Consider the following 15,869-nt stretch of genomic DNA (forward strand, 5'->3'; position numbering starts at 1 on the left):
CCGGCAAAGCGAAGCTCACGCCCCGCCGGGTACCCAGAGCACGTCGCCCGCGCCATTGCCGTTCAGCCGCCGCGACAGCACGAAGAGATGGTCGGACAGCCGGTTGAGGTAGCGCACCGCGTCCGGGTTCACCGCCTCGGCCGCCGCGAGCGCCACCACCGCGCGCTCCGCCCGCCGAGCCAGGGTCCGTGCGAGGTGCGCCGCCGCCGCTGCCGGGGTGCCGCCCGGCAGCACGAAGCTGCGCAGCGCCGGCAGCGCGGCGTTCATGGCGGCGAGTTCGCGTTCCAGCCGCAGGCACTGCGCCGGGGTCACCCGCAGGCGCCCCTCCCCCTCCCCTGGCATGCAGAGATCGGCGCCGAGGTCGAAGAGGTCGTTCTGCATGCGCGCCAGCATCGCGTCCGCTTCCGGCTCCGCCTCGGTCTGCAGCCGCAGCAGGCCGAGCGCGGCATTGGCCTCATCCACCGCGCCCATCGCCTCGATCCGCAGGGTGTCCTTGCGCACCCGCGTCCCGTCACCGAGCGAGGTCTCGCCCTGGTCGCCGCCGCGGGTGGTGATGACGTCGAGCTTGACCATGAACCGAACCTCAGCGGGGCAGGCGGAAGGTGACGTTGACGAAGGAGAAGGACACCACCGGTTGGCCGTCCCGCATCGCCGGCTCGAACCGCCACTGCGCGTAGTAGTCGAGCGCCGCCTTGTCCAAGGCGCGGTGGCCGGCGCTCGATACGATCTCCACATTGGTGACCCGGCCCCGTTCGTCAATCGTCAGCCGCAGGCGTGCCGAGCCGGCCGCGTTGCTCCGGCGCGCCTCTTCCGGATAGGCCGGCTCCGGTGGCCGATAGACCGCCTTTGCGGCGACCGTCACGCCGGTGATCGTCGCGCGCGCACCGAGCGAGAATGGCTGTACTCCACCCGCCCAGGGATTCACCTGGGGCGGTGCGGGCGTTTCCTGCGCCGGCGATGGCCTGGCGGCCGCGGGGGTTGCGCGCGGCGTCGCAGGCCGGGGCGGCATCGGCGGCGGCAGGGGCAGTGGCTCCGCGTCGTCCGGCTCGGCCGTCGGCGCGCTGGCGGCCAGCGGGGGCGCCGGCGCGGGCGGCGGAGGCTCGGTGGGGATGGGCGGGGGCGGCGGCGCGACGGTGGCTGCCAGGGCCTCCGGCAAGGGTGGCGCGGGCTCGTCGAGGCCGGGCGCGGGCGGCGGCGGGGGTGCCACGGGCGAGGGTGGCACTGCCGCCGCGGGAGGCGGGGGGGGCGGGGCAGCCTCGGGCGGCGGCGGCACCGGCCGTTCCGCGGGTGCGGCCGTCGCATCCGGACTGTCGGGCTGCGCCTCGCCGGCCACCTCCTCGGCCGCATCCTCCCAGACCATGGCGACGGCCTGGGTATCGGGCGCCGTGCCGAGCTTCGCGCGCTCCAGCCACAGCAGCATTCCGCCCAGCGCCGCGGCGTGCAGCGCCACGGACACCAGGGGGGCCCAAAGGAATGCCTCATCGGCGGGCCGGCGCCGACGCGGCCCCGCCCAGCGCGCGGCGACAGCGGGGACGATTGCCTGCCGAGCCTCCGGTGCCGTCGAACGACGGCTCACAGCACCAGCACGCCGTGGTGCTTGGCCTTGCCCTCGGGCTCGACATGGATGGTGATGGTGGCGCCCTCGATCTCCGCCTTCAGCGCCGCCTCGATCCGGTCGCAGATCACATGCGCATCGTCGACGCTGAGGCTGCCGGGCACCACCAGGTGGAACTCGATGAAGGTCAGCCGCCCGGCATGGCGCGTGCGCAGGTCATGCGCCTCGATCGCCCCCTCGGCGCTGGCCGAGACGGCGCCGCGGATCCGCGCCAGGAGGCCGGGCTCCACCGCCTCGTCCATCAGCCCGCCGACCGATTCCCGCATCAGGTACCAGCCGGACCAGAGAATGTTCACCGCGGTCAGCGCCGCGATCAGTGGGTCGAGCCAGAGCCGCCCGGTCACCGCCACCGCGCCGACGCCGACCAGCACGCCGAGCGAGGTGACCACGTCCGCCATCAGGTGCCGCGCATCGGCCAGCAGCGCAGGCGACCGGAGCCGCCGCCCCTCGCGCCGCAGCAGGATGGCCCAGCCGGCGTTGATGGCGGTTGCGGCGGCCGAGATCAGCAGCCCGACCACCGCATCCTCCGGCGGGCGCGGCGCGACATAGGCGCCCCAGGCGCTGTGCAGGATCGCCAGGGCGGCGACGATGATCAGCGCGCCTTCCAGGACGGCCGAGAAATACTCCGCCTTGGTATGGCCATAGGGGTGGTTGGCATCGGCCGGCAGGGCGGAAAACTGCACCGCGACCAGCGCCGCCCCGGCGGCGGCGACGTTCACCACGCTTTCCAGCGCATCGGCCAGCAGCGCGACGCTGCCCGTCACCCACCAGGCGCCGAGCTTCAGCGCGAGCACGGCGGCGGCGATCACCAGGCTGCCGGCGGCGAGGCGGACCACGCGCGTCATGCGATCGGGGCGGCGGAAGGGGCCAAGGGGCGGGGCTCCGGCAATGGAGGCGGTTCATGCCCCGGAGGATGCAGTGGGGGCAACCCCCGATGCACCGTGCCGGGACCCTGGTCGGGACCCGCTCGGACCGCCGGGAGGCTGGCCGGGGAACGCGCCTCGCCCCGCAGCTTTCGGGCGGCACCGAGGGGACGGAGCAAGGGGGCAGGAGCCAGCACATGGCAGGATCGAACGAGCGAGAGGCTGGCCAGACCGACACGGGCGCACCGCCCGGCGCTTTGGGGGACCGGTCAGCCCCAGGAACCGGGCAGACCAGGGTGGTCCCTGCCCCGAGTGCCACGGCAGCGGCCGACGCAACGGGCAGCCCTGTCCGGCCTACGAGGGCAGCGGCCAGGTCGTGCGGGTCGTGGGCAACGCGTAGACTAACGGCTCGCCGGCCTTCGCCGGGGCCAAATTCACGCGCATGTTATCCAAAAAATGAGACGGTCCAAGCTCAGTATTCCGCTCAAGCAATTGATGCGTGAGGATGAAAAAGCTTTGAATGCGGTGTTCCACAACCCTGGCTTTATCGAAATTCACTAAAAGAACCATTGCGGTAACTGTTAGTCCTTCTAATCTTCCAAATATTCAACCCGAAGCTTATTTATAATTGCATACGTTCGCCTAACAGCTCTTATCGGCGACTACTGATGTCTTCTCTTTATTGAAACGCCACGCAGAGAAGACATACCGAACCCGTTGTCATTTCGGGTTCAGTGAGCCAGGCCATCTAATCGCCTTCCGGGGCTCTTAACCCCTGCCGGCCACCGTGCCGACGGGATGTGAGCCCCATGCCTCCGCTCCGCGGCGCTTCACAACAAGCCACGGGGTCCTGCCACCAGGCATGGAAGGACAAGCCTTGGCCATCCTCAATGCAGTCTCCGTTGCACTGAACACCTCCGCCGCACCCAGGAAATGGCTCACCGCCGCCAAAGGCACGACCCTCAACGGCACCAGCGGGGCCGATGCCCTTTCCGCCCCGAACGGTCAGGCCACCCTCAGTGGCGGCGGCGGCGACGACACCTATGTCATCTGGGACGCCAGCAGCCGCATCATCGAATTGGCCAATGGCGGCATCGACACGGTGCAGTCCTATGCATCGGCCTTTGCCCTGCCCGACTTCGTCGAGAACCTGCAGCTCATGTGGACCGGCAGCGCTGGCCGCGGCAATGCGCTCCACAACATCATCACCGCGGGCGATGGCTCGCAGACCCTCGACGGCGGCGCTGGGAACGACGTGCTGACCGGCGGCACCGGGGCCAATACCTTCATCGCCCGCCGCGGCAATGGCAGCGACGTCATCACCGATTTTCAGGCCGGCATCGACAAGATCCTGCTGCAGGACGCCGCCCTCTACAGCTTCGGCGCGGTGCAGGCGGCGCTGACCCAGCTGGGCACCGACACCGTGCTCAGCCTCGGCGGTGGCGAGAGGCTGGTGCTGCGGAACGTCAAGGCCAGCTTGCTCAGCGCGCAGGATTTCATGCTGCCGGCCGACCCGACGCATGCCGGCATGCGCGTCACCTTCGCCGAGGAGTTCAACAGCCTCAGCGCCTCGGCCACCGGCATCGGCACCACCTGGAAGACGACTTTCAAGATCAACGACCAGCTGCGGACCCTGTCGACCAACAAGGAGGCCGAATACTATTCCGATGCCTCGGTCGGGGTGAATCCCTTCAGCATCAGCCAGGGCATCCTCGACATCACCGCCGCGCCCGGAAGCAACCCGTTGGGGCTCGCCTATACTTCCGGGCTGCTCACCACCGCGAGGTCCTTCGCCCAGCAATACGGCTACTTCGAGGTGCGGGCGCAGCTTCCGGCAGGCCAGGGCTTCTGGCCGGCCTTCTGGCTGCTGCCGGCCGATGGGGGCTGGCCGCCCGAGATCGACATCTTCGAGATGCTCGGCAAGGACCCGACCACCGCCTATTTCAGCCTGCACACCACCACCGGGCCCACCACCACCAAGTCGATGAGCCTGCTGCCGGACCTGTCGAAGGGCTTCCACACCTTCGGCCTCGACTGGCAGGCCGACCGGATCCGCTGGTATGTCGACGGCAACGAGGTGGCCGAGGCGGCAACCCCGGCCGACATGCAGAAGCCGATGTACATGCTGCTGAACCTGGCGGTCGGCGATGCCGGAAGCTGGCCCGGCAAGTATGATCCGAGCCTGCCGACCGGCCATATGCTGGTCGACTATGTCCGCGTCTGGCAGGCCGGCACCATCGCCCCGCCGCCCAGCGTCACCACGGTCACCGGCCCGGGCGACGTCACCGCGGCCGGCGGCACCTATACGCTGCGGCCGGACGGGCTCAGTGACCTCTATGACTTCACCAAGGCCCGCGCCGCCATCCATCTCGACGCCGCCACCATGTCCGCCAAGCCGGTGCATACCGTCTGGGGCAGTGCCCTCGGCGACGAGGTCCGCGCCGGCGCCGGCACGCTGAACTTCTCCGCCGGCGCCGGCGACGACACCTTCTTCTTCGGCCGCGGCACCTCCCGCGTCCAGGGCGGCGGCGGCAACGATACCTTCGTGCTCACCAAGGGCGCCATCGCCGCAGGCGACCAGATCATCGACTTCCACCGCAGCCTGCCCGGCGGCGGGGAGCACGACCTGCTCCGGCTCGACGGCTTCTCCAGCGCCGCCCACCTGGACTACCGGGCCGGCACCAAGATGCAGTCCTATGTCGTGGTGGACGGCACCTATGTCTCGCCGGTCATCACCATCCAGATCGCCAATGCCGCAGGCACGCTCACCCAGGCCGACTACCTCTTCAACCGCGGCTGAGCGGGTCAGATGGCCGGCGCGTCCAGCACCTCGAAGACCGAGCCGCCGTAGCCGGCCTCGGCCGGGATGGTCAGGCGCCAGCCCTGCTCGGTCTGCACCATCTCGGGCGTCACCGTCACCACCGGGGCCTGGCGCGCCGCCGCCAGCGCTTCCGCCACCGTTGCATGGCGGCCGAGCTTCTCGAGGTTCTTCCGGGTCGGGAAGACCAGGCGGCGCTGGCCGGCATTGGCTTCCTCGATCGCCCGGGCCGGGGTGATCCAGACGCTGTCCTCGCTTTCGTACCCGTCATGCACCGCGAGCTGGTCGGGCGGCGCGGCGGCGAGGAAGAACTGTGTGTCGAAGCGCTTGCTGCGGGACAGCGGCGTGACCCAATGGGCGAACTGCACCATGCCGTCGATCGCCGGCTCCAGCCGCTCCTCGGCCAGCATGGCGCTCAGCGGCTGCTCGCCCTTGGCGACGCGGGCGCGGTGCAGCGCCTCGATCCCCAGCAGCCGGGTCGCGTCGACCAGCGTCGCCTCCCCCCGTGGCCGCGCCAGCAGCACGCCGCATTCCTCGAAGGTCTCGCGGATGCCGGCGATACGGAACCCGTCGAGCGCATCCGCGCCGCCCAGCGCCTGGTCGTCCGGCTCCACCCGCCCGCCCGGGAAGACCAGCGCGCCACCGGCGAATTCGATGTCGCGGTGGCGCACCACCATGAAGACCTCGACCCCCTCCGCGCCGTCGCGCAGCAGCAACACGGTGGAGGCGGGCCGCGCCGGGACAGGGAGTTTCGTCTCGCTCATCTCGCTCACTCCAGCCGCAGGCCGAGGCCGCGGATCAGCGGCGTCCAGCGCGCGATCTCGGCCTGGATGAAAGCACCGAATTGCTCGGGCGTGCCGCCGACCACGTCGCCCGCCTGGCGGTCGCGCACGCTGTCGCGCACCGCCTGGTCCGCCAGGACGGCATTGAAGCTGCGGTTGGCTGCGGCCACCACGCCCGGGTCCATCCCGGCCGGGCCGAGGATGCCGTTCCAGACCAGCGCCTCGAATCCCGGCAGGGTATCCGCCACCGGCGGCACGCCCGGCAGCAGGGCCACCGGCCCCTTCGAGGAGACCGCGAGCGGCCGCACCTTGCCTTCCCGGATGAAGGGCAGCGCGGTGGAGACGGTCATGAAGGTCGACAGCGTCTCGGCCGCGAGGATGCTGCGCGCCACCTCCGCGCCGCTTCGGTAGGGCACCGGCGTCATCTTCAGGCCGAGGTCGCGCAGCATCAACTCGTGCGCCAGGTGGCCGGAATAGCCGATGCCGGGATGCGCATAGGGGATGTCGCCTTTCGCCCGCGCATAGGCGATGAAGCCCGCCATGTCCTGCACCGGCAGGGAGGCCGGGACGACCAGGACCAGCGGCAGGTTCACCAGGTGGCAGATCGGGGTGAAGGCGGTGGCGGGGTCGTAGGGGACGCTGGGCTGCAGCTCCCGCGCGATGGCGTTGGCGCCAAGATCGGCCAGCATCAGGGTATAGCCGTCCGGCCTGGCCTGGGCGACGAAGGCCCCGGCGATGGTGCCGCCGGCGCCGCCGCGGTTCTCCACCACCATGGTCTGGCCGTTGCCATGCGGGGCGAAGGCATTGGCGACGGTGCGGGCCAGGGTGTCGGAGGCCCCGCCGGCGCCGAAGGGCACCACCAGGCGCACGGTGCGGTCGGGCCAGGCCGCCTGGGCTTGCGCGAGGCGCGGGGCAGTGAGCGCCGCCGCCAGCAGGCCGAGATCACGCCGTCGCATCATGCTGTCCGTTTCCCTTCCCCGTTGCGGCAAACTGCCGGTGCGCGCGGCACGTGGCAACCGGTCCGGCAGGGGGATCGACGGCACGCCGCCCCTTCCGGACACCCCGCCGAGGGCCGGGAGGCCGCTGGACACCTCCGGTCGGCGGTTTTGGACTTGAGGGAATTGAGGACCGGAATCGGCTCAAGGCAATTGAGGCCGAAGCGGCGGGATCGGGCGGGGAGGCCGGTGCCGCCGGTACCGGCCGCGCGGCGGGTTCAGGATTTGAGGAATTGAGCGCTTGAAGTGAGGCCGTGCGGATGCGGACGGCGCGGCGGTGCAGCGCGGCAAGCCAGCCCGTCAGGGCCCGGAGCGCGGGGTCCGCCGCTTCCGCGGCCGCCGCGTGCAGCCGGGCCCAGACCCCGGCACGGGCCCAGCGATGGTAGTGGCGATAGAGGGTCGGCCAGAACGGGCCCTGCGCGCCGGCCGGCACCCAGGCGACGCCATGCGCGGCGACGGCGAGAATGCAGTTCAGCCGGTGGCGAAGGTCAGGCAGGCGGCTGCGCGGGAGCAGCGGCGCGAGAGCGGCCCATGCGGCATCGGCGAGGGGGGCCCAGGGGCGGGTGGCAGGAATCGGACAAAGTGCCGGGCGCGCGACGCCGGACAGCAGCCTCGCCGGTGCGGGTTCGCAATGGGTCACGCGCCTGCCTCCAAACCAAACGAGCGAAGATAGCAGGAAAATAATCTTATCGCAAGCCGCAACCGGCCCGCCGCGTCAGGCAAGGAACAGGCGGTCCGCGTCCGGGCGGTCCTTCGCCGCCCTGGACCGCCGCCCTGGCCGTCGATCCAGCGGGGGAAGGCGGCCCGTGGTCTTCGGCAGCAGGCTGCCGGGTCGCCCGCCGGCACCGATGAAAGTGAGGTCCCCGGCTTTCCACACGTTGCTGCAGCGCGTGGGCGGTGGCCATCCGCAGGCATCGTCGGATCGACCGAAGCCACGGATCCCCGGTCGGGCATCCGTACTTGGAGCGACCGGGAACGAGCGGGCGGTCAGCATGATCAGGCGGTGACGCGAAGGACGTGCCCGGCTTCGCCGTCACGAACCCTTTGCCCGGAAGCCCAGCGAGGCCATCCGCGCTCCAGGCGGCCTTGCCGCCGAGCGCGGGATGCACCGAACCGCGGACCGCCGCCATGGCCAGGAAGCCCGGATCGCGGCGCGCGGAAGCCTCGGCCGAGCCAGGGCTTGCCTAGCCCGGCGGGTTCCCAGACCCGCGAAGCGCTGTTGCGACAGGCGGGCACGGCCTCCGTCGCCGCGCGATCCCATTCGTCGCGCCGGGTGGCCATGCATCGCACGCCACGGCAGCCATGGCGGCGACCCGCCGCGCCAGCCGCGCGATGTTCCCGTTCACGGGTGCCGCCGACGACCGCGACGCCTTGATCCAAATGAGCCCGCCGACCGCAGGGAGAGCCCCCGAAGCGAGCGGCCTGGCGCTGACCTGGCGCCAGCCGGCCTTCGTCATGGCCTGCTCGCGGGAGGCTGCCGGGCGTTGCGGATGATGCTGAACTCCCGGTCCGGGACGAAGCCATCGCGGTTGGGCATGCGGATCGCGGTCAGGCTGGTGCGGTCGAGAATCGCATCGGCCGGCACGATGCCGTTGAGGTTCAGGATATAGGCGACGACGGCATAGGTGTCGTCGTCGCTGAGCGTCTGCGGCGCCGGGTAGGGCATCGCCCGCCGCACGTAGTCGAACAGCGTCGTGGCATAGGGCCAGAAGCTGCCGACCGTCTTGACCGGGTGGTCCGAGGCCAGGCTGCCCTGACCACCCGCAAGACGGTCGGCGAGACCACCCTGGCCGCTCTCGCCGTGGCAGGCGGCGCAGCTCTCCTCGAAGACCTGCGTCCCGCGGGCGACGCTGCCGCTGCCCGCCGGCAGGCCCTTGCCGTCAGGCCGGACATCGATGTCCCAGAGCGTCACCTCAGCCGGGCTGGCCGGGCGGCCGAACTCCGCGGCGGGGGCAGCCAGGGCGCAGCTGAGGGCCGCGGCGAGGCCGAGCGCTGCGGGTCTAGGCCAGGACATTGCGGACGTTTCCCCCGGCGTCGATGGCCCAGGTCTGCTGGGCGTTGTAGTGGAACAGGGCGTTCGTCCCGGTCCTGGCGATGAAGCTCGCGCGGTCCGGCTGCAGGTTGCCCGCCTCGTCGGTGGCGCGGCTGACGATCTTCGTCGGGCTGCCGTCCCAGGCCCAGTCCGCCTGGAAGCGGGCCTGCGCCTTGGGCAGGGCGGGCCCGGCGATCGCGGCATCGCGCCAGGTCCTGGCGCCGTCGGTGCTGACCTCGACCCGCGTGATGCGGCCGAAGCCGCTCCAGGCCAGCCCGGTGAGCCGATTGAAGCCCGGACGGATCTGCATCATCCCGGACGGCGAGGTGATCACCGAATTCACCTCCTGCCGGAGCTGGAACTGGCGCGCCGCGCCATTCGCCTGAAGCTGGGTGTAGCGGGCGGTCTCCCACCGCGTCATGAAGGGACGGTCGCCGAATTTCAGGCGCCGCAGCCACTTGATGTTCAGGTTGCCCTCGAAGCCCGGCAGGAACAGGCGCAGCGGAAAGCCATGCGCGGGCCGCAGCGGCTCGCCATTCTGGCCATAGGCGAGCATTCCCTCGGCGATGATCTCGTCGGTGAGCGGGATGCTGCGGGCAACCGCGGATCCGTCGCCGCCTTCCGCCAGCATCCAGGTCGAGCCCGGGTCGGCACCCACGAGGTCGATGAGGAAGCGGAGCGGCACGCCGGTCCACTCGTTGGTGCTGACCAGCCCATGGGTGTTCTGCACCGTCACATCGGGCGGCGCCTGCTTCCAGTTCTCCCAGCCGTTGCCGGTGCATTCCAGGAAGGCGACGCGCGAGGTCGCGGGCATGGCGCGGATGTCTTCCATGGTGAAGACGAGATCGCGCTTCACCATGCCATGCACCAGCAGCCGGTGCCGGGCGGGATCGATGTCCGGCACGCCGGCATGGCTGCGTTCGTAGTGCAGATCGGCCGGCGTGATCGTGCCCACCAGCCTGTCGAGCGGCGCCTTCGAGTTGATCGCCTCGCTCGGGTCGACCGGCCGGCGGCCGGGCGTGGATTCCGGGATGCGCGAGAGGTGCACGTATTCGGAACGCTCGCTGGTCGAGGAAAGCGGCGCGCCGGGCCCGCGCGGCGGCACGTCGGCGAGGGTGTCGGCGGCCGCAGGTCCGGCGACGGCGACGCCTGCGGCGCCGGCCAGAATGCGCCGACGCGAGGGATCGCCGCCATCCCGTGCGCGTCCCCTGCCCGTGAATGTCAGTCTCATGCTGCCGGCTCCTGCCTGCGGACGCGATGGGCCAGGGACTCAGTTCGACGTCGCGCCGACCGCATCGGCAATGAGAGGTTCGGCACCCGCGAGCCTGGCGGCAAGTCCCGCCGGCAGACCGTGCCTGCCCTCGAGCGAGCTCGCGGGCGTGTAGACGACGAGCACCTTGCCCCCCGCCTCCTCGCGCACCAGGAGCTTCAGCGGCAACTCGAGGCCGAAGTCGGGAGCGGCGATCATCAGCGGCGTGCCGCCCTTCGGATTGCCGTAGACGAGAAGCGTCGTCGGCGGCATCTCGAGACCGGCCGACCTGGCGGCCTCGCGTTGATCAATGGCCGCGAAGATCGTGAAGCCCCTGCCCTCCAGTGCGGAACGCAGCTTCTGCAGGGTGTCCGCGAAGGGATACGCGCTCTCCAGCCGCTTGGTCTCCGTCATCCCAGCCTCCATCGCCAGCGCATTCGTCGCCGGGGCCGCGACGGCGAGCATCACGCCACATGCCGCCGCCCGCCGCGAAATCCAGGCCTGATCCCTCATCGCATGCACCCTGTTCAAACCGGTGGCCAGGCAGCCGCCGAGGTCCCGCACGGCAGCCTGTCCGTACCTCCCCGGGCGCCAGGCGGTCGAGGCAAGACGCGCCCGGATGCGACGCCCGCGGGCATCCCCGCAAGCGGAAGCGGCGCCGCGCGCCTGATCGAAGCGTCCCCCGGACCCGGCCGGGGTGGCGGCGGAAGGGCAGTGCGGCACGCGGGCCATGCACGACGCGCGCCTAGATCTGGGCTGATCCGCCATCGACGAACAACTCGACGCCGTTGACGAAGCTGCTCTCGTCCGATGCCAGGAACAGCGCCGCGCCGGCAGTCTCCTCGACATCGCCGAGGCGCCCCAGCGGCGTCGTCTGTTCCACCATGCGGACCATCTGCCCATGGGTCTCGCCCGTCGGTGCGAGGCCGTGCCATCCCGGGGTGGAGGTCGATCCCGGCGCGAGCACGTTGACGCGGATCCGGCGTGGCGCGAGATCCAGGATCCAGCTGCGCGCGAAGTTGCGGATGGCCGCCTTGCTCGCGCTGTACACGCTGAAGGCGGGGGTGCCCTTCGTCGCGGCGGTCGAGCCGGTCAGGATGACCGAGGCACCGTCCTTGAGCAGCGGAAGGGCCTTCTGGACCGTGAAGAGGGTACCGCGGACATTGGTGGCGAAGGTGCTGTCGAAATGCTCCTCGGTGATCGACCCGAGCGCCGCGAAGCTGCCGCCGCCGGCATTGGCGAAGAGCACGTCGATCCTTCCCGCCTCTTCGCGGACGATGGCGAAGAGACGATCCAGGTCCGCCAAGCGGGAGACGTCGCTCTGGATTCCCCGGGCGCTCCCGCCCACCTCCGCCACCGCGGCAGCGAGTTCCTTTTCGCGGCGCGCCGTCATGAAGACGCGGGCGCCTTCCCTGGCGAACCGCTTGGCGGCGGCAAGGCCGATGCCGCTGTTCGCACCGGTGATCACCGCGATCTTTCCATCGAGCCGACCCATCATACGATCTCCTGCTGGTGATTGTCGCGGCTTACCGGTGCCGATTGCGCGCGCTTCGCTGCCGGGTCAGACACCCTCAAGAACAAGCCTGGTGAACAGGTCGGGGCTGATGACGAAGCTGCCCCATGTCGCGTCGTGATCGCCGGTCGGCTTGGCGGCGATCACCTGCTCCAACGAAAGTCCGTTCCGCTTCAGGGCCGCAACCTTCATGCGGACGTCGACAAGCATGTCGCGGAAGTCCTGGAGCTCACGCCGGTTGCTCACCGGTCGGCCATGCCCCGGAACGACGATCGTGCGGTCCGTCGTCATCGCCAGATTGGCATCCGCTGCGCGGATCGTGCCGTCGATGCTGCCGCCGGTGGAATAGTCGATGAAGGGATAGGCGCCGTTCCAGAACGTGTCGCCGGTGTGCAGGATATCGGGTTCGACGAAGTGTACCGAGATGTCGCTGTCGGTATGCGCCGGGCCATAGTGGCGAAGCTGCAGCGTGGTGCCGTTGGCGCGCAGCCTGTGGTCCTGAGCGAAGACATCCACCGGCAGGCCCCCCGCCGGCACGGCCGGAAAATCGTAGGACCAGTCTTCCACCCGCTGCGTGGTGGAAAGATGCTTGCGGGTGTTCTCATGCGCCAGGATCCGGGCGCCGACCGAATGCAACCATTCATTGCCGTCCGAATGGTCGAAGTGCCAATGGGTATTGATCAGCCGCGTCACCGGCTCGGCGCCGAGTTCGGCGAGCGCGCCTGTCATCTGGCGGCGCGATGCGCCGATCCCTGCATCCACCATCAGCTTGCCATCGGACCCCGTCAGCACCGCGACATTGCCGCCGGAGCCTTCGAGCACGGCGACGTCACCGCGCAACCTATGGATGGCGATCGGCGCCCGCGCCGCTTCCGCCTTGATCGTGTCGACGATCCCGCGCGCCTCGGCGAAGGCCTGCCGCGGCGTCAGCCAGGCGCCGGACGCGATGAGGGCCGGCGCGCTCAGGCAGCACAGGCAGAAGCCGCGGCGCGACGGTGAGGCGCGGTGAACGGGGGTCATGGCACCTCCGGTTGTGTCGTGCGGCGCGGTTGCCGCGAAGTTTTCGGCTCAGAAAAGGTGCCGCGGTTGCCCGCGGCGGACCCCCGACCGCCCTAGGCGATGAAGCTCAGCAGCTCCGCGTTGACGCGGTCCTTGAGCGTCGTGCACATGCCGTGCGGCGCGCCGTCATAGACCTTCAGCGTGGCGCCGCGGATCATCCGCGAGGACAGCATCGCCGAGGCGGCGATGGGCACAATCTGGTCGTCGCTGCCGTGCAGGACGAGGGTGGGGACATCGATGCGCGCCAGGTCCTCGGTCAGGTCCGTCTCGGAAAAGGCCTTGATGCAGAAATAGGATGCGGGAAAGCCCGCCATCATGCCCTGCCGCCAGAAATCCTCCCGCACGCCCTCCGAGATCGCGGCGCCCGGGCGGTTGTAGCCGTAGAAGGGCAGGCTCAGGTCGCGCCAGAACGTCGCACGGTCGGCCTGCACGCCGGCGCGGAGTTTGTCGAAGGCCTCGAGAGGCGTGCCGAGCGGGTTGGCGTTGGTCTTCACCATCAACGGCGGGATCGCGCCGATCAGCGCGACCTTGGCGACGCGCCCGGTGCCGTGGCGGCCGATGTAGCGCGTGACCTCGCCGCCCCCGGTGGAGTGGCCGACATGGATCGCGTCGCGCAGGTCCAGCGCACGCACCAGCGCCGCGAGGTCGTCGGCGTAGGTGTCGAGGTCGTTGCCGGCCCAGGGCTGGCTGGACCTGCCATGGCCGCGGCGGTCATGCGCGATGCAGCGGTAGCCGCGCTGCGCCAGGAAGAACATCTGGTCCTCGAAGGCATCGGCGCTCAGCGGCCAGCCATGACTGAAGACGATGGGGCGGCCCTGGCCCCAATCCTTGTAGTAGATCTGCGTGCCATCCTCGACAGTGACGGTGCCCATCATGGATCTCCCTCTTTCGGTGGAACTGCGGTGACGACCGCGGCCGGCTTCAGCGTGGAGCGACCTTCCGGTCGAGGAAGCCGCGGATGAGCGGCGCCATCTCGTCGAGCTTGTCCTCCAGCGCGAAATGGCCGGTGTCGAGCAGGTGCAGCTCGGCATCCGGAAGGTCGCGCCTGAAGGGATGCGCACCCGATGCCGGGAAGATCGTGTCGTTGGCGCCCCAGACGATCAGCGTCGGCGGTCGGCGCTGGCGGAAATAGGCCTGCACTGCCGGGTAGAGCGGGACGTTCGTGCGGTAGTCGTAGAAGAGGTCCAGCTGGATATCGGCATTGCCCGGACGATCGAGCAGCGCCTGGTCCTGCACCCAATTGTCCGGGGCGATCCGTGTCACGTCACGGACGCCGTCGGTGTACTGGAACTTCGTCGTTGCCGGCGCCACCAGGAAGTTCAATGCCTGCCGCCGCTCCGCCGAGTTGTCGGCCCAATAGGCCTTGATCGGATCCCAGAAGGCACCCAGGCCCTCGTCATAGGCGTTGCCATTCTGCACGACGAGGCCGGTGATCCTTTCCGGGTGCTTCAGTGCGAGGCGCCAGCCGACCGGCGCCCCGTAGTCCATGACGTACATGGCGTACCGGCCGATGCCCAGGCGATCGAGCAGCCCATCCACCAGGGTGCCGAAGCGGTCGAAGGTATAGGCGAAGGCCTTGTGGTCGGGCATGTCGCTCTGGCCGAAGCCGGGATAGTCGGGCGCGACGACGCGGTACCGGTCAGCCAGGCTCGGGATCAGGTTGCGGAACATGTGCGAGGATGTCGGGAAGCCGTGCAACAGCAGCACCACCGGCGCATCGGCAGGGCCGGCTTCGCGGTAGAAGACCTTCACGCCTTCTATGCTCGCCACCCGGTAATGGACGACAGGCGGGGCGCCTGCAGCGACGGCATGCGGCACCGCCAGCGCCGCACCGATACCGAGAGCGGCGAGCGAGAGGGCGTGGCGGCGGCCGTGGATCAGGGCCGTGGCTGCCGGAGTGCCGGTGAAAGGCGGCATCGCCTCGTCACGGGGTGTGCGCATCGGAACCTCCCTGCCTTCGACAGCCTTCGCCTCGCATGACCTCGACCCTGTCGGCCGGCCCTGGCCACGGTCGCCCGAGGCCATGCCGCGCCGGGACGTTCCTGGGCGTCTCCGATCCGGCGCTGCGTCACCGATGCAGGCTAAGGACGCCGGCAACGCGCTTCTTTCCGATTGCGCGGGCAGGGTTCCGTTATGCCCGGTGGCGCAAGCCGCGCGCGGGGCACGCCGGGCCGCAGCCCGGCGAAGGCCAGCCGCGCCGGTGCCAGGGCGTCAGCGTTGCGGCAGATGCGCCAGCCGCCAGCGGCCCGGGGTGGTGCCGGTGCAGCGCTTGAAGACGGTCGAGAAATGCGCCTGCGTCTGGAACCCCACGGCGAGCGCGATCTCGACGAGGGGCGTATGATCCTCGGCCAGCATGGCCTTGGCGCGGTCGATGCGATGCGCTACGACATAGTCGTGCGGGCGGTAGCCGGTCGTGGCGCGGAACTGGGCGGCGAAGTACGATCGCGACAGCCCCGCAACCTGGGCCAGGTCGATGAGCGTCACCGCTTCGGACAGGTTGGACTCGAGATAGTCCTGGACACGCCTCAGGCGCCATTTCGGCAGCGGGCAGGTCGTCGGCGGCACAGCCTGATGCGCCGCGAGGCGCAGCAGCAGAGTGCGCGCGATGCTCTCGGCATAGAGCGGTTCCCGCGCATGCGGCCGGTCGGCGAGGCTGCGGGCAAGCTGGGCGGCCAGGGGGTCGCGCAGGACACGGCCTGCCGCGTCGGCCATCCTGGCGCCCAGGCCGTCCGTCTCGACGAAATGCCGCGGCAGCCGGATATGGATGAAGTCGCAAGGCGTGTCGAACTCGGCCACCAGCGTCTGGCCGGGCTTGGTCACCTGCACCGCGCCCGCCGCCATGACGCCGTCGAAGATATCCCTCCGGCCGGCGCTGAGGCGCATGCGTGTCCGTTGCAGCGAAATCGCTAGAACATGGCAGTCGGCCGGCGTGGTGGCCTCGGC

The 15,869-nt window shown here is 70.2% G+C and carries 16 protein-coding genes; 2 read left to right on the plus strand and 14 right to left on the minus strand.

Annotated elements, in window-relative coordinates:
* Positions 1-15: 15 nt before the first annotated feature.
* The 3 genes from E2C06_RS04495 to E2C06_RS04505 all read right to left on the minus strand — a co-directional run bounded on the left by E2C06_RS04495 (position 16) and on the right by E2C06_RS04505 (position 2,460).
* Entirely contained in the window at positions 16-573 is a 558-nt protein-coding gene (locus E2C06_RS04495) for a cob(I)yrinic acid a,c-diamide adenosyltransferase (RefSeq protein WP_133287392.1), read from the minus strand.
* Positions 574-583: 10 nt separating this feature from the next.
* Positions 584-1,456, minus strand: a complete 873-nt coding sequence (locus tag E2C06_RS04500; RefSeq protein WP_133287393.1) for an energy transducer TonB — start codon at positions 1,454-1,456, stop codon at positions 584-586.
* 116 nt (positions 1,457-1,572) lie between these two features.
* A complete protein-coding gene (locus E2C06_RS04505) occupies positions 1,573-2,460 on the minus strand; it encodes a cation diffusion facilitator family transporter (protein WP_133287394.1) in 888 nt (295 codons plus the stop codon).
* Between the two features lie 895 nt (positions 2,461-3,355).
* On the opposite strand from E2C06_RS04505, the gene E2C06_RS04510 reads away from it, so the two are divergent.
* Positions 3,356-5,278: a family 16 glycosylhydrolase gene (locus tag E2C06_RS04510; RefSeq protein ID WP_133287395.1), complete on the plus strand. Its 1,923-nt coding sequence runs from the start codon at positions 3,356-3,358 to the stop codon at positions 5,276-5,278.
* A 5-nt stretch (positions 5,279-5,283) separates the two neighbouring features.
* Here E2C06_RS04510 and E2C06_RS04515 read toward each other — a convergent pair whose 3' ends face one another.
* The 8 genes from E2C06_RS04515 to E2C06_RS04550 all read right to left on the minus strand — a co-directional run bounded on the left by E2C06_RS04515 (position 5,284) and on the right by E2C06_RS04550 (position 12,689).
* Complete coding sequence (locus E2C06_RS04515; RefSeq protein WP_133287396.1) at positions 5,284-6,060, minus strand: NUDIX hydrolase; 777 nt, start codon at positions 6,058-6,060, stop codon at positions 5,284-5,286.
* 5 nt (positions 6,061-6,065) lie between these two features.
* Positions 6,066-7,037 carry a Bug family tripartite tricarboxylate transporter substrate binding protein gene (locus E2C06_RS04520; protein WP_133287397.1) on the minus strand — a complete coding sequence of 324 codons (972 nt, stop codon included), beginning with the start codon at positions 7,035-7,037 and terminating at the stop codon, positions 6,066-6,068.
* A complete protein-coding gene (locus tag E2C06_RS40715) occupies positions 7,021-7,713 on the minus strand; it encodes a transposase (protein ID WP_165982213.1) in 693 nt (230 codons plus the stop codon). The genes E2C06_RS04520 and E2C06_RS40715 overlap by 17 nt, the downstream gene beginning before the upstream one ends.
* A gap of 813 nt (positions 7,714-8,526) precedes the next feature.
* Positions 8,527-9,087 carry a c-type cytochrome gene (locus E2C06_RS04530; RefSeq protein ID WP_133287398.1) on the minus strand — a complete coding sequence of 187 codons (561 nt, stop codon included), beginning with the start codon at positions 9,085-9,087 and terminating at the stop codon, positions 8,527-8,529.
* On the minus strand, positions 9,074-10,336 hold the full coding sequence (gene soxC / locus E2C06_RS04535; RefSeq protein ID WP_133287399.1) for a sulfite dehydrogenase: 1,263 nt from the start codon (positions 10,334-10,336) through the stop codon (positions 9,074-9,076). Before soxC ends, E2C06_RS04530 begins: the two co-directional genes overlap by 14 nt.
* Positions 10,337-10,375: 39 nt before the next feature.
* Complete coding sequence (locus E2C06_RS04540; RefSeq protein ID WP_206664430.1) at positions 10,376-10,918, minus strand: DUF302 domain-containing protein; 543 nt, start codon at positions 10,916-10,918, stop codon at positions 10,376-10,378.
* Between the two features lie 181 nt (positions 10,919-11,099).
* Positions 11,100-11,852, minus strand: a complete 753-nt coding sequence (locus E2C06_RS04545; RefSeq protein WP_456305170.1) for an SDR family NAD(P)-dependent oxidoreductase — start codon at positions 11,850-11,852, stop codon at positions 11,100-11,102.
* A gap of 63 nt (positions 11,853-11,915) precedes the next feature.
* Positions 11,916-12,689, minus strand: a complete 774-nt coding sequence (locus E2C06_RS04550; RefSeq protein ID WP_206664431.1) for an MBL fold metallo-hydrolase — start codon at positions 12,687-12,689, stop codon at positions 11,916-11,918.
* A 25-nt stretch (positions 12,690-12,714) separates the two neighbouring features.
* On the opposite strand from E2C06_RS04550, the gene E2C06_RS38595 reads away from it, so the two are divergent.
* Entirely contained in the window at positions 12,715-12,876 is a 162-nt protein-coding gene (locus E2C06_RS38595) for a hypothetical protein (RefSeq protein ID WP_206664432.1), read from the plus strand.
* A 103-nt stretch (positions 12,877-12,979) separates the two neighbouring features.
* On the opposite strand, the gene E2C06_RS04555 is transcribed toward E2C06_RS38595, so the two are convergent.
* The 3 genes from E2C06_RS04555 to E2C06_RS04565 form a co-directional block, all read right to left on the minus strand.
* Entirely contained in the window at positions 12,980-13,798 is an 819-nt protein-coding gene (locus tag E2C06_RS04555; RefSeq protein ID WP_133287633.1) for an alpha/beta fold hydrolase, read from the minus strand.
* 49 nt (positions 13,799-13,847) lie between these two features.
* Positions 13,848-14,867 (minus strand): alpha/beta fold hydrolase, encoded by a 1,020-nt coding sequence (locus tag E2C06_RS04560; RefSeq protein ID WP_241671117.1) that lies wholly within the window; start codon positions 14,865-14,867, stop codon positions 13,848-13,850.
* Positions 14,868-15,137: 270 nt separating this feature from the next.
* A complete protein-coding gene (locus E2C06_RS04565; protein ID WP_165982214.1) occupies positions 15,138-15,809 on the minus strand; it encodes a helix-turn-helix domain-containing protein in 672 nt (223 codons plus the stop codon).
* Positions 15,810-15,869: the final 60 nt, after the last annotated feature.

This window comes from Dankookia rubra (assembly GCF_004355005.1).
GTDB classification, from domain to species: domain Bacteria; phylum Pseudomonadota; class Alphaproteobacteria; order Acetobacterales; family Acetobacteraceae; genus Paracraurococcus; species Paracraurococcus ruber_A.

Bases quoted from the DNA above. Each gene is read 5' to 3' on its own strand.
- E2C06_RS04495 (WP_133287392.1), bottom strand. From the start codon at position 573: ATGGTCAAGCTCGACGTCATCACCACCCGCGGCGGCGACCAGGGCGAG.
- E2C06_RS04505 (WP_133287394.1), bottom strand. From the start codon at position 2,460: ATGACGCGCGTGGTCCGCCTCGCCGCCGGCAGCCTGGTGATCGCCGCC.
- E2C06_RS04515 (WP_133287396.1), bottom strand. From the start codon at position 6,060: ATGAGCGAGACGAAACTCCCTGTCCCGGCGCGGCCCGCCTCCACCGTG.
- E2C06_RS04520 (WP_133287397.1), bottom strand. From the start codon at position 7,037: ATGATGCGACGGCGTGATCTCGGCCTGCTGGCGGCGGCGCTCACTGCC.
- E2C06_RS04530 (WP_133287398.1), bottom strand. From the start codon at position 9,087: ATGTCCTGGCCTAGACCCGCAGCGCTCGGCCTCGCCGCGGCCCTCAGC.
- soxC (WP_133287399.1), bottom strand. From the start codon at position 10,336: ATGAGACTGACATTCACGGGCAGGGGACGCGCACGGGATGGCGGCGAT.
- E2C06_RS04545 (WP_456305170.1), bottom strand. From the start codon at position 11,852: ATGATGGGTCGGCTCGATGGAAAGATCGCGGTGATCACCGGTGCGAAC.
- E2C06_RS38595 (WP_206664432.1), top strand. From the start codon at position 12,715: ATGGCGATCGGCGCCCGCGCCGCTTCCGCCTTGATCGTGTCGACGATC.
- E2C06_RS04555 (WP_133287633.1), bottom strand. From the start codon at position 13,798: ATGGGCACCGTCACTGTCGAGGATGGCACGCAGATCTACTACAAGGAT.
- E2C06_RS04560 (WP_241671117.1), bottom strand. From the start codon at position 14,867: ATGCGCACACCCCGTGACGAGGCGATGCCGCCTTTCACCGGCACTCCG.
- E2C06_RS04565 (WP_165982214.1), bottom strand. From the start codon at position 15,809: ATGCGCCTCAGCGCCGGCCGGAGGGATATCTTCGACGGCGTCATGGCG.